The sequence below is a fragment of the Pseudomonas sp. P4_C1 genome, from assembly GCF_056402155.1.
This window is the reverse complement of record NZ_JBFUHY010000003.1, coordinates 151,640-164,797: the sequence shown is the minus strand read 5'-3', so window position 1 is coordinate 164,797 and position 13,158 is coordinate 151,640. Positions and strand designations below refer to the sequence as shown.

At 61.0% G+C, this 13,158-nt stretch carries 11 protein-coding genes and 1 pseudogene; 10 read left to right on the top strand and 2 right to left on the bottom strand.

Annotated features, from left to right (window positions below):
- The first annotated feature begins 2 nt into the window (after positions 1–2).
- From AC1DU9_RS03230 to AC1DU9_RS03220, 3 genes and pseudogenes are all read left to right on the top strand, one after another.
- A complete protein-coding gene (locus tag AC1DU9_RS03230; RefSeq protein ID WP_477809735.1) occupies positions 3–767 on the top strand; it encodes a methyl-accepting chemotaxis protein in 765 nt (254 codons plus the stop codon).
- Between the two features lie 224 nt (positions 768–991).
- Positions 992–2,104, top strand: a complete 1,113-nt coding sequence (locus AC1DU9_RS03225) for a glycosyltransferase family 4 protein (protein ID WP_411740724.1) — start codon at positions 992–994, stop codon at positions 2,102–2,104.
- Positions 2,105–2,108: 4 nt separating this feature from the next.
- Positions 2,109–2,870, top strand: a pseudogene (locus AC1DU9_RS03220) (DUF2334 domain-containing protein); the annotation flags it as partial.
- A 283-nt stretch (positions 2,871–3,153) separates the two neighbouring features.
- Here AC1DU9_RS03220 and purU read toward each other — a convergent pair.
- Positions 3,154–4,002: a formyltetrahydrofolate deformylase gene (purU, locus tag AC1DU9_RS03215; RefSeq protein WP_223463876.1), complete on the bottom strand. Its 849-nt coding sequence runs from the start codon at positions 4,000–4,002 to the stop codon at positions 3,154–3,156.
- A gap of 336 nt (positions 4,003–4,338) precedes the next feature.
- On the opposite strand from purU, the gene mvaT reads away from it, so the two are divergent.
- The gene (mvaT, locus tag AC1DU9_RS03210; protein ID WP_007933316.1) at positions 4,339–4,716 is read left to right on the top strand and encodes a histone-like nucleoid-structuring protein MvaT; all 378 of its coding nucleotides are present in this window, start codon (positions 4,339–4,341) and stop codon (positions 4,714–4,716) included.
- Between the two features lie 99 nt (positions 4,717–4,815).
- Here the strand turns inward: mvaT and sbcB are convergent, their stop codons facing one another.
- Complete coding sequence (gene sbcB / locus AC1DU9_RS03205) at positions 4,816–6,246, bottom strand: exodeoxyribonuclease I (protein ID WP_223463877.1); 1,431 nt, start codon at positions 6,244–6,246, stop codon at positions 4,816–4,818.
- 187 nt (positions 6,247–6,433) lie between these two features.
- Here sbcB and AC1DU9_RS03200 point away from each other — a divergent pair, with 187 nt between their 5' ends.
- The 6 genes from AC1DU9_RS03200 to AC1DU9_RS03175 are packed head-to-tail and all read left to right on the top strand — an operon-like array spanning position 6,434 to position 13,147.
- On the top strand, positions 6,434–7,159 hold the full coding sequence (locus AC1DU9_RS03200; protein WP_477809728.1) for an RDD family protein: 726 nt from the start codon (positions 6,434–6,436) through the stop codon (positions 7,157–7,159).
- On the top strand, positions 7,156–8,133 hold the full coding sequence (locus AC1DU9_RS03195) for a stage II sporulation protein M (RefSeq protein ID WP_477809727.1): 978 nt from the start codon (positions 7,156–7,158) through the stop codon (positions 8,131–8,133). The genes AC1DU9_RS03200 and AC1DU9_RS03195 overlap by 4 nt, the downstream gene beginning before the upstream one ends.
- On the top strand, positions 8,120–9,664 hold the full coding sequence (locus AC1DU9_RS03190) for a DUF4129 domain-containing protein (RefSeq protein ID WP_477809726.1): 1,545 nt from the start codon (positions 8,120–8,122) through the stop codon (positions 9,662–9,664). Before AC1DU9_RS03195 ends, AC1DU9_RS03190 begins: the two co-directional genes overlap by 14 nt.
- Positions 9,661–10,824, top strand: coding sequence for a DUF4350 domain-containing protein (locus tag AC1DU9_RS03185; RefSeq protein WP_223463881.1), 1,164 nt, complete (start codon positions 9,661–9,663; stop codon positions 10,822–10,824). Before AC1DU9_RS03190 ends, AC1DU9_RS03185 begins: the two co-directional genes overlap by 4 nt.
- Positions 10,821–11,822, top strand: coding sequence for an AAA family ATPase (locus AC1DU9_RS03180; protein ID WP_477809725.1), 1,002 nt, complete (start codon positions 10,821–10,823; stop codon positions 11,820–11,822). Before AC1DU9_RS03185 ends, AC1DU9_RS03180 begins: the two co-directional genes overlap by 4 nt.
- Positions 11,819–13,147, top strand: a complete 1,329-nt coding sequence (locus AC1DU9_RS03175) for a DUF58 domain-containing protein (protein WP_223463883.1) — start codon at positions 11,819–11,821, stop codon at positions 13,145–13,147. Before AC1DU9_RS03180 ends, AC1DU9_RS03175 begins: the two co-directional genes overlap by 4 nt.
- Positions 13,148–13,158 lie beyond the last annotated feature (11 nt).

Here is a 13,158-nt window from a genome sequence, read left to right as displayed (position 1 = left end):
CGATGTTCAACTCCGACCAGCAAGCCTCGCGCACCAGCAGCGTCGCAGCCGCCATCAACCAGCTCGGCGCCGCCGCCCAGGAAATTGCCCGCAATGCGGCGCAGGCTTCGAGCCAGGCCAGCGATGCCCGCAGCCTGGCCGAAGATGGTCAACAAGTGGTGGACCGCAGTATCGTGGCGATGAATCAACTGTCGAGCATGCTCAGCGCATCGAGCTCCAACATCGAATCGCTGAACAGCAAAACGGTGAACATCGGGCAGATTCTCGAAGTGATCACCAGCATTTCCCAGCAAACCAACTTGCTGGCGCTCAACGCCGCGATTGAAGCCGCCCGTGCCGGTGAAGCCGGTCGTGGTTTTGCTGTGGTGGCGGACGAAGTGCGCAACCTGGCACATCGCACCCAGGAATCGGCACAACAGGTGCAAACCATGATCGAGGAGCTGCAGGTCGGCGCCCGGGAATCGGTCAGCACCATGAGCGACAGTCAACGCCACAGCCAGGACAGCGTGGAAATCGCCAACCTCGCGGGCGAACGCCTGAACAGCGTGACGCTGCGTATTGGTGAAATCGACGGCATGAACCAGTCGGTGGCTACCGCGACCGAGGAACAGACCGCCGTGGTGGAGTCGATCAACGTCGACATCATCGAGATCAACACGCTGAATCAGGAAGGCGTGGAAAACCTGCAATCGACATTGCGCGCGTGCTCGGACCTTGAGAAGCAGGCGGCTCGGTTGAAGCAGCTGGTAGGCAGTTTCCGCATCTAGCGTCGGAATTGGCCCCATCGCGAGCAAGCTCGCTCCCACAGGGATCTTTGTCGCACTGGAGATTTACTGTGGGAGCAAGCCTGCTCCGGGCGGCGTTCCGACGATAGCGGCCTGCCAAACACTACAAAACCCCGCCGCCCCCCCCACCCGCACAAACCCCAACCGAACATCTATCCTTCATATAGGTCAACCAAGGGAGTACCGGGACTGGAGGATTGTTCATCGTGCATATCGCTGACATCACCATGTTCTACGCCCCTGCCAGCGGTGGCGTACGCACTTATCTGGATGCGAAGCACCGTCGTTTGGGCATCAAACCGGGCATTCGCCACAGTCTGTTGATTCCCGGATCTTCTTTTAGCGAACAGGATGGTATTTACACCGTTCCGGCCCCTGCCCTGCCCTTCGGCAAGGGCTATCGTTTCCCTCTGCGCCTCGCGCCCTGGCGCAATGTCTTGCAGGATTTGCAGCCCGACCTGATTGAAGTCGGCGATCCTTATCTCACGGCCTGGGCGGCGCTGGATGCGCGGCGCCAACTCGATGTGCCGGTCATCGGCTTTTATCACTCGGACCTGCCCCTGCTGGTCAGCAACCGCATGGGCCATTGGGTGACCAACAACGTCGAAGCCTATGTCAGCAAGCTCTACGGCAACTTTGACCGCGTACTGGCGCCCAGCCGGGTCATGGCCGACAAGCTCACCGGGCTTGGAGTCAAGAATGTGTTTGTGCAACCGCTCGGCGTCGACCTGCAAACCTTCAATCCCGATGCCAGAGACCCCGGGCTGCGAGCCGAGCTGGGCCTGGACGAAAACACCCGTCTGCTGATCTTCGCCGGGCGTGGTTCCAAGGAAAAAAACCTGCCGGTGCTGCTCGACTGCATGAAACGCCTGGGCCGACGCTATCACCTGCTGCTGGTTGGCTCGTCGATGCCCACGGCCGTGCCGTCCAACGTGACGGTGATCGACGAGTTCTGCCCGGCGCCGCAGGTGGCCCGCCTGATGGCCAGCGCCGATGCACTGTTACACGCAGGCGATCAGGAAACCTTCGGTCTGGTGTTACTCGAAGCCATGGCCAGCGGTATTCCGGTGGTGGCCGTGGCGGCCGGGGCTTTCGAGGAAATCGTCACCGAGGACTGCGGCCGGCTCTGCGCGCCGAACAATCCCGCCGCGATGGCCACCGCCGTTCGAGAATTGTTCGGGTCGGGCAACACAACGCTGGGCAAACAGGCGCGGTTGCATGTCGAACGGCATTACGCCTGGGACACCGTGGTCAACAGCTTGTTGCGCCACTACCACGCAGTGCTCGGCAGCCAATGGCCGCTGACAGCCAACGGTTGAGTCCATGAACAGTCCCGCTTTACTGCTGGTACTGCACGACGTGGCACCGCCAACCTGGGCCGATTACCAGCCGTTCGTCAAAGCCGTCGACACTTTGGATGGCGTGCCGATCACCTGGCTGGTGGTGCCGGACTTCCACAAACACAACAACCTGGACGCCCATCCGCAATTTTGCCGCCAGCTCAGTACCAGGCTCGCCCGGGGCGACGAACTGGCGCTGCATGGCTACTTCCACTGCGACGACGGGCCGATGGCCAGCAATCCCCGAGACTGGTTCATGCGTCGGGTCTACACCCACGAAGGCGAGTTTTACCGTTTGTCGCAGGACGCCGCCCTCGCCCGCCTGCGTTCGGGCATCGAAATGTTCCACCGCCATGACTGGCCGCTGGAGGGGTTCGTCGCCCCTGCCTGGTTGATGAGCCAAGGCACTCGCCAGGCATTGCGCCAATTGCCGTTGAGTTACACCAGCGACTCGCAGCACTTGTACCGGCTGCCGGATTTCACCGCGTTCGAGGCGCCGGGGCTGGTCTGGAGTGCGCGCGGTGCCTGGCGCCGGATCGTATCGAAGCTCGTCAGCGACCGCCGTGAACAACGCTGGCAGCAGGCCCCGGTGATTCGCCTGGGCCTGCACCCGGTGGACATGCGTCATGAGTTTTCGCGCCGATACTGGCTACAAACCCTCGAGCGCCTGCTCGACAACGGACGTGTTCCGATGACCAAGGCCCAGTGGCTGGCGCTGCAAACCGACCGTGTGGGTCGTGTCGCTGCCGATGAAGTTGATGAAACTCAGGCAGGCTTGGGTTTGTCCTCGGGCTCTTGTTGCAACTGCTCCCACAACTGCGCGGCATCAGGAAACTCCGTACCCGTTTCAGGCCCCATGTCATCCGGGTAGTAGCGGCTCAGGYAACCCTCGCCCAACGTGGCGGGAGCCTTGGATGTGGCTTTGTCCAGTGGATCGGCCATGGTCATGTCCTCGGTACAGAAACGGCGAAGGGCCTGAAGCGATTGAACGCCCAGACCCTTCGAATTTCAACTGTACCGCAGGTCTATCAGAAGACGACGGTTTTGTTGCCGTGCACCAGCACCCGGTCTTCCAGGTGATAACGCAGGCCACGGGCCAGCACCATCTTCTCGACATCGCGGCCGAAACGCACCATGTCTTCGATGCTGTCGCTGTGGCTGACGCGCACCACGTCCTGCTCGATGATCGGGCCGGCATCCAGCTCTTCGGTCACATAGTGGCAGGTCGCGCCGATCAGCTTCACGCCACGCAGGGAAGCCTGGTGATAGGGTTTGGCACCGACGAACGACGGCAGGAAGCTGTGGTGAATGTTGATGACCTTGTGCGCGTATTCGCTGCACAACTGCGGCGGCAGGATTTGCATGTAACGGGCAAGCACCACCACTTCGGCGTCGTGCTGTTTGACCAGGCGCGAAACCTCGGCGAAGGCCGGCTGCTTGTCCTGCGGATTGACCGGGACGTGGTAGTACGGAATGCCGTGCCACTCCACCATGCTGCGCAAGTCATCATGGTTGGAAATCACACAGGAAATTTCGCAGTCCAGTTCATCGCTGTGCCAGCGGTGCAGCAAGTCGGCCAGGCAGTGCGACTCGCGGCTGGCCATCAGGACCACGCGTTTCTTTTGTTCGGTATCGGTGATGCGCCAGTCCATCGAGAACTCTTCGGCGATCGGGGCAAAGGCTTCGCGAAACGCTTCGATACCAAATGGCAGGGAGTCGGCACGGATCTCGTGACGCATGAAGAACCAGCCACTGAGATTGTCCGAGTGATGGCTCGCTTCAGTGATCCAGCCGTTGTGTGATGCCAGAAAGTTACTGACTTTGGCAACGATGCCAACACGGTCCGGGCAAGAAATCACCAGACGAAAAGTGCGCATGAGGGGGGAACTCCAGAACTTCGCAAAGGCCGCCATTCTAGCGATTGCGCAGCAAAACTGCAGTATTGTTGACGTTTCGCCCTGCCGGAAGGTCGGTGCGGCAGGACGGACAGCGCCAGTGCCGGTTCGCCCGGATGCTCTAGTGGTGCCGGCCAAATGTTAATTTATGTATATCCGGCAGACCTGGACCACACTAATAAATGCATTACCGACGCGCGCCAAAACCACAGCAAGTAAATTAAATAAAGTTGGCTTAAATGTTTACTTGATGAAACACCGTGACTATTATTGCCGCACTGTCACCTGCCATCCAGCGCACAACATAAGGTAGTCCACATGTCCTTGATCAACGAATATCGCGCCACCGAAGAAGCTATCAAAGAGCTGCAAGCCCGTTTGAAGAACCTGTCCCAAGACGACAAACTGCAAACCGAGCTGGAATTCGAAGGCAAACTGCGCACCCTGATGGGCGAGTACTCCAAGTCCCTGCGTGACATCATCGCGCTGTTGGATCCAGAATCCAAAACCAAGGCACCACGCGGCGGCGCAGTGAAAACTACCGGCACCAAGCGTGCTCGCAAAGTTAAACAATACAAAAACCCGCACAACGGTGAAGTCATCGAAACCAAAGGTGGCAACCACAAGACTCTGAAAGAGTGGAAAGCCAAGTGGGGCGGTGACGTGGTGGAAGGCTGGGCTACCCTGCTGGGCTAAGCTTCAGAGCTTGTCGCAGACGGATCCGTGACAAAAAATAACGCCAGCAAATGCTGGCGTTTTTTATGCCCGGTGTTTTAAGCCCTGGCATGTTCGATTTCAAAGATGCAAACGCTGACGCAATCCCTGGACATAATCCTGCCACTCACTGAGCACCCCCTGCTGAAACGCAGTAGCACTAACGCTCAATTGGGCCGCGGCTTCTACAAAACTTTCAAGGGTATTTGGCGCCCCCCACTCGGGTTCTGACAAACGTTTCTGACAGAATATTCGCCAGCGTTCTTGCTCCTCGGAATTCAACGTGTCGGAAAAGTTACGAGCGCGATATCGAAACAGCAATTCAGGCAAACGTTCGTCATCGAAAGGCCACTGCTCTTGTGCCAATTGCACCGGGTCAACGGTTCTGACTTGCTCACACAATCGCCGATCCCGATCACCGATAAATCCATCATATAACTGTTGCTCCGGATCCTGGCTCTGGGAAAAATCTTCGCGAGCATAGATCGCCAGGATTTTATCCAGCCAAACTTTCCGGGCGTCATTGAGCTGCAACACCCGCTGCTGATACAGCGCCATATCCAGCCCCAAACGCTGCTGATCTTCCTGGCGAAGTACCGACAACGGCGCCACCACCGGGCACTTGTTGATATGAATCAGCTTCAACGGCACCGGCAACTCGCCTTCGGCCAGTTCGTCGCGACGGGTATACAAGCGCTGGCGCAAGCTTTCGGCATCCAGGTCGAGCAGGCCCTGGGGATCGAGGTGCAGGTCACAGACAATCAGGGCGTTCTTGTTGCGCGGGTGCCAGGCCAGCGGCAACACCACCCCCACATAGCTGCGCGCGGCCGAAAATCGCCCGGAAACATGCACCAGCGGTTGCAACAGGCGTATCTGGTCCATGACTTTCTGCTTGCTGCGCAGTTGAAACAGCCAGTCGTACAGCTTTGGCTGTTTTTCCCGTATCAGGCGCGCCAGGGCGATCGTCGCACGAACGTCCGACAGCGCTTCGTGGGCATTGCCATGATCGATGCCATTAGCGGCGGTCAGGCGTTCAAGTTTGAGCGTGACCCGCCCCTCGTCATCGGTCGGCCAGACCATGCCATCGGGGCGCAAGGCATAAGCGGCGCGCACCACATCGATCAGGTCCCAGCGGCTGTTGCCGCCCTGCCACTCCCGCGCATAAGGGTCGAAAAAGTTTCGGTACAGGCTGTAGCGGGTCATCTCGTCGTCGAAACGCAAGGTGTTATACCCCGCGCCACAGGTACCGGGAGCGGCCAGTTGCGCATGCACCCGGGTCATGAAATCGGCTTCGCTCAAGCCTTGCGCCCGCAGTTGCCCGGGGGTGATTCCGGTGATCGCGCAGGCGGCCGGATGCGGCAGGATGTCGTCACTGGGCTGGCAGTAAAGATTGACCGGCGCGTCGATTTCATTGAGATCGAAGTCGGTGCGCAGGCCGGCCATTTGCAACGGACGGTCGCAACGGGGATTGATGCCAGTGGTTTCGTAGTCGTACCAGAAGATGGAGGTCACGGGCGATTCCTGAACTGAAGATCGGCAAAGTCTAGGCGTTCTCCTCACGCCCCGGCCAGTAGTCTTGTCATTCAAGCACCTTGCCCGGCTCACCATGCAATACATAGTTATGTCGTTTCCCCCCGTATAGGCTGCTAGCATCGGATGGACAAAGAATCCCGATCCAGGCCACATCATCAGGTTGCCCATGCTCGAGACCACAGCACTGCCAGGGAATGCGCCGCTGTCACCGCCACTGGATACGCGGTATCACGTCGAAACGCCGGAGGGCGTCGATCTGCCGCTGCGCCCGGCCGGTTTGATGGTCCGTGTGCTGGCATTTTCCATCGATCTTGGTTTGCGCGGCCTGGTCCTGGGCGTGCTGTTCATTGCACTGGCGATGCTCGGCAAACTGGGTGCCGGACTCGGCTCGATCCTGCTATTCGTAGTGAGTTGGTGGTACATGGTGCTGTTCGAGGTGCTTAACCACGGCCGCTCGCCAGGCAAGCAATGGATGGGACTGCGGGTGGTGCACGACGATGGCACCCCGGTCGGCTGGTCCGCTTCGCTGCTGCGCAACCTGCTGCGCGTTGTTGACCTGTTGCCCTTCGGTTACTTCCTCGGGGCCGTCAGTTGCCTGCAACATCCCCACTTCAAGCGCCTCGGCGATATCGCCGCCGGGACCCTGGTGATCTACCGCGAACAATTGCACACCCGCCCCGAACTCCCCGAAGCCCAACCCCGCCGCCCAGCCTTTGCCCTGACACTCACCGAGCAACAGGCGATTCTCGGGTTTGCCGAGCGCCAGGGCGAACTCTCCCAGGCGCGGGTCAATGAACTGGCCGCGATCCTTGCCCAACCATTGCAAGTCCAGCCTGCACAGGCGATGACCGAGCTCAATGGTATCGCCCGCGGCTTGCTGGGGCCGACATGAAGCAAAGCCTGTTTGAAAGCCGGCACAAGGCCGAATGGGACCGTTTCTCCCACCTGCTCGAGCAGTTGGAACGCGACGGCAAAGTCACCGACGCCGGCAGTTTCCCAAAGGATTACCGACGCCTCTGCCAACACTTGGCACTCGCACGAGAGCGCGGCTACAGCAGTTTTCTGATCGATGCCTTGCAGCAACAAGTGCTGCGCGGGCATCAACAGCTTTACCGACACCGCAGCCGTCTGGGGGCCAACATGCTGGCATTCATCCTGGCCGATTTCCCGCGGCTGGTGCGTGAACAGTGGCGCTTCGTCCTCGCCGCCAGCCTGCTGTTTTTTGGCAGCCTGGCCGGTTTTGCGCTGCTGGTGTACCTGTACCCGGACCTGGTCTACAACCTGATCCCCGCCGAGCAGGTCAGTGAAATGCAAAGCATGTACGACCCCGTTGCCGGTCACCTCGGGCGCACGGCGGAACGGGCCGCCAGTGAGGACTGGGCGATGTTCGGCTACTACATCATGCACAACATCGGCATCGCCTTTCAGACCTTCGCCAGTGGTTTGCTGTTCGGCCTGGGCAGCGTGTTTTTCCTGATGTTCAACGGTCTGATGATTGGTGCGGTGGCCGGGCACCTGACGTACGTCGGCTACGGGCAAACCTTTTGGTCATTCGTGATCGGCCATGGCGCTTTCGAACTCAGCGCCATCGCCCTGGCCGGTGCCGCTGGTCTGAAGCTGGGCTGGGCGTTGGTCGCCCCGGGGCGCTTGCTACGGACTGAGGCCTTGCGATTGGCAGCGCGCAAGAGTGTGCTGCTGGTCTGTGGGGGCATGCTGTTTCTGTTGATCGCAGCGTTTATCGAAGCCTATTGGTCGTCAATGACCGCCCCTTCACACCAGACCAAGTACCTGGTTGGCGCGGCGCTCTGGTTGCTGGTGGTGATTTATCTCGTGTTCGCCGGACGTCGCCGCCATGCGCCTGAGTGACGCCACGGTGGTGATTCGCCCGCGCTCGACCTGGGAAGCCATGGACCTCGGCGTGCTCCTGAGCCAGCGCCACCGACGCCTGTTGATGACCAGTTGGGCCATGGTCACCTTGCCCATTTTCGCGCTGCTCAGTTGGGGATTCCGGGATTCGCCCTCGCTCGCCGTGTTCATTTTCTGGTGGCTGAAGCCGGCGTTCGAACGCCTGCCCTTGTACATCCTGTCCCAGGCCATGTTCGGTGAAACGCCCACGCTCAAGCAGGCCTTGCACCAATGGCCGCGCCTGCTCAAGCCACAATTACTGGCCAGCCTGACCTGGCGACGCCTGAGTTTGTCCCGCAGTTTCGTAATGCCGGTGGTGCAACTCGAAGGCCTCGACGGACAACAACGCCAGCAGCGTCTACAGGTGCTGTTGCAGAGAGACGCCGGCGCGGCACGATGGCTGACGATCATCGGCGCGCACCTGGAAGGCGCGTTGTGGATCGGCTTGATGGTGCTGTTCTATCTACTCCTGCCACAGCAGGTCGCGCTCGACTGGAGCTGGCAGTCGCTGATCTCGGCGGCCACCCAGGACTGGCGTTGGCTGGAACACCTGACCAACGCCTTTTATGCACTGGTGCTGGTGGTCTGGGAGCCGATCTATGTCGCCTGCGGCTTCAGCCTTTACCTGAACCGGCGCATCGTACTGGAGGCCTGGGATATCGAACTGGTGTTCCGCCGAATGCGCCAGCGCCTCACCAGTGCAGGCGCTGTCCTGTTGATCGCCGTGACTCTGCTGATGCCGACCACACACAGCGCGTGGGCCGCCGAACCGGGCATTTCACCCGACAGCCCGCGCCTGCTGGACCAGCCCCTGACCAGCCAGGCCTCCAGGGACAGCATCAAGTCGATCCTCGAGCAGCCGCCCTTCAAGAACCGGGAAACGGTGACGCGCTACCGCTTTGGCGAAGAGCAACCGAATGCTGAAGCCGCGGACGATGGCAAGACACCGCAATGGTTGAAGGCCCTGCTGAAACTGTTCGAGGGGCAACGTTTCGGGGCATTGGCGACCCTGATTGAAATCGTGCTGTGGGGCATCGTCATGGGTGCCGTCGGCCTGTTGATCTGGCGCTATCGCGACTGGTTGCAGGCGTTCGTCAGTCTCCGACCGATCCCCGTCAACAAAGCCACGGGACCTTTACCGCAGCAGGCGTTCGGCCTGGACCTCAAGCCCGAATCCCTGCCCGCCGACATCGCCGCCCACGCCGAAAGTCTTTGGCAGACTCATCCACGCGAAGCACTTGGTTTGCTTTATCGCGCCCTGCTCAGCCGTCTGTTGCACGACTTCAACATCGCGCTCAAGTCCGCCGACACTGAAGGCCAAGTGCTTCAGCGTATCGAGCAATTACAGCAACCGGCCTTGCTGGCCTACAGCAAAAGCCTGACCGGGCACTGGCAAAACATGGCCTACGGTCATCGCCTGCCGCCCGCTCAGGTGCAGCAGGAACTGTGTGACGGCTGGCGCGTTCTGTTCGGCTCGCAGGTTGTCCGTTGAATCGGCGCTGGGGGTCGATAGCCGGGGTGTTGATCGCCGTGTTGCTGGCAGCGCTGAGTGTTTATCTGTACCTCAAGGCAACCCCCTACCAGACCGACATCGACCACGGCCCCTCCCCCGAAGCCAGGGCCAACCCATATCTGGCGGCTGAGCTGTTCCTGCGCAAGCAAGGCCTGAACGTCGGCCACGCCAACGGCCTCGACATCCTGCCCGGCCTCGACCCGCATCAACACAGCCTGCTGTTGCTCGCAGAGCGCTACAACATGACCCCACGACAGATCGACCAGGTGCTGAACTGGACCCGGGCCGGCGGGCGGCTTCTGTTCGTCGCCGAGTCGCTGTGGGATGAAAAACTCGGCCATAGCAATGACCTGCTGCTCGATCGGGTGCAACTGCGCCAGTCCCTGAGCAAAGACCTCAAGGACCCGCCGCCGGGTGTCGGTGACGATCCGTACCCGCAACTGACCAGGCTCTATCTGGAAAACGAAGACGCCCCGGCCTATGCCGGTTTCGATACCGCGTTCCATCTCGAAGACCCGAAAAACCTCGCCCAGGCCTGGGCCAACAGCGCCAGGGCCACACACATGATGCAGCTCGGTTACGGTCTCGGTTCGATCATCGTGGTCACCGATGCCGACTTGTGGAAAACCCCGGCCATCGACCGGTACGACAATGCCTGGCTGCTCTGGTACCTGACCGCCGACACCCGCGTGACACTGATCTTCAATACCGGTCACGACAGCCTGCCGACCTTGCTGCTGCGTTATTTTCCCCAGGCGCTGGTCGCGTTGTTCGCTTTGATCGGTCTGGGTTTCTGGCACTTCGGTGTGCGTCAGGGGCCATTGCTGGAACCGGCGCCGAAAGCACGCCGACAACTGCAGGAGCACCTGCGCGCCAGTGCCGACTTCCTGTTGCGCCGCAACGGTCAGGCCGGCCTGCTGCAAGCCTTGCAGCAAGACATTCTGCGGCGCGTGCGGCGTCGCCATCCCGGCTTTGAACAACTCGCCGTTACCGAACAATGGCTGGTGCTTGCGCGCCTGACCGGCCAACCCACACGCACTATCAGCCAGGCCATGAGCCCGCGACCGAAGCAACGACTTACCAGCGTTGAATTCAGCCGTCAGGTCGCCCACCTGCAATCCTTGAGGAACTCACTATGAGTCAACCGATCGAGCCCGACGTACCGGACCATGCCGCTCAACAACGTCAGCGTGCCAGCCACCTGGCCCAGGCCGTACGTAATGAATTGCAAAAAGCCCTGATCGGCCAGGACCGCGTGATCGACGACGTCCTGACGGCGCTGATCGCCGGCGGCCATGTGCTGCTCGAAGGCGTACCGGGCTTGGGCAAGACCCTGTTGGTGCGCGCCCTCGCCCGCTGCTTCGGCGGTGAGTTCGCGCGCATCCAGTTCACCCCGGACCTGATGCCCAGCGACGTCACCGGGCATGCCGTGTATGACTTGCAGACCGAGCAATTCAAACTGCGCAAGGGCCCGTTGTTCACCAACCTGCTACTGGCCGACGAGATCAACCGCGCCCCGGCGAAAACCCAGGCGGCGCTGCTCGRAGCCATGCAGGAGCGGCAAGTCACCCTCGAAGGCCGTGCTCTGCCCATCGCACAGCCGTTCATGGTGCTCGCCACGCAAAACCCCATCGAACAGGAAGGTACATATCCGCTACCGGAAGCCGAACTGGATCGCTTCATGCTCAAGGTACGCATGGATTACCCCGACGCCGACCAGGAGTTGAACATGGTCCGTCAGGTCAGCCGCTCGACCCGGGCCGACATGCTCGATGTCCAACCGATGCGCACGTTGTTGCAGGCCAGGGATGTACTGGCCCTGCAACGCATCGCCAGCGACCTGTCGCTGGACGATCAGGTGCTCGATTACGCCGTGCGCCTGGCCCGCTCCACCCGCAACTGGCCCGGCCTGATCCTCGGCGCCGGGCCTCGGGCGTCCATTGCGCTGGTGCGATGTGCCCGGGCCCGCGCGCTGCTGCGCGGTGGTGAGTTCGTGATTCCGGATGACATCAAGGGCTGCGCCCTGGCCGTGCTGCGCCATCGCGTACGCATCGCGCCGGAGCTGGACATCGAGGGCCTGGATGTCGATCAGGTGCTCCGACAGATGCTCGACCAAGTGCCGGCGCCGCGCCTGTGAAACCCTCGCGCCTGATGCTCGCCTGGCTGTTGATCCTGCTGGCCTGCACCATTGTGTCGGGCACTTTGCGGGCATTGGAGTTCGCAGTTGCGGCGAATCTCATGGCGATCAATTGGGGATTGCTCCTGGCGCTGCTGGCCCTGGCCCTGCTGGATGCGGTGCGCGTGAAGCGCCTGCCTTCGCCGCGGCTGAAACGCCAGATGCCCGGCAGCCTGGCGCTGGGTCGATGGAGCGAAGTGCAGCTGACTGTCGAACACGACTTTTCGCAACCGCTGAACATACAAGTCTTCGACCACGTGCCGCCGGGCCTGAGCTTCGAACACCTGCCCCTGACGGTCGAACTGCGACCTGGTCGGCACAGCCTGGCCGGTTATCGCCTGCGCCCGCTCAAGCGCGGTCACTTCACCTTCGAACGCTGCGAAATCAACCTGCCGAGCCCATTGGGGCTCTGGTCGGACGGGCGTTTGCTCGACCTGCCCGATGCCACCCGCGTCTACCCCGACTTCGCCCGCCTCTATGAAGGGCAACTACTGGCGGTGGACAACTGGCTCAGCCAGCTTGGCGTACGTCAGAAACAACGACGGGGCCTGGGTCTGGAATTCCATCAATTGCGCGAATTTCGCGAGGGCGACAGCCTGCGCCAGATCGACTGGAAAGCCACTGCCCGCCAGCGTATGCCGATTGCCCGGGAGTATCAGGACGAACGTGATCAACAGATCATGTTCATGCTCGACTGCGGCCGACACATGCGCAGCCAGGATGATGAGCTGTCGCACTTCGATCACGCCCTCAACGCCTGTCTGTTGCTCAGCTACGTCGCGCTGCGTCAGGGCGACGCGGTGGGCCTGAGTACCTTTGCCAGCGAACCGCCGCGCTACCTTGCACCGGTAAAAGGCACCAGCCATCTCAACACCCTGCTCAACAGCGTTTATGACTTGAACAGCAGCCAACGCAGCGCCGACTATCAAGCCGCGGCAACGCAACTGCTGGCACGGCAAAAACGCCGGGCACTGGTGGTGCTGGTAACCAGCCTGCGCGAAGAGGACGACGATGAGTTGCTCTCGGCGGTCAACCGCCTGAGCCAGCAACATCAGGTGCTGGTCGCGAGCCTGCGCGAAGACGTACTCGACACCCTGCGTCAGTCACCGGTGCAGACCTTGCCCGAGGCGCTGGCCTATTGCGGGACCGTGGACTACCTCAATACACGCGCCGAACTCCATGAGCGCTTGAACGCTCATGGAGTACTGGTGATGGATGCGCGACCCGGCGAGTTAGGGGCTGCGTTGGTGACGCGTTACCTGGGCTGGAAAAGAGCCGGAGTTTGAGCCTGAGCAAT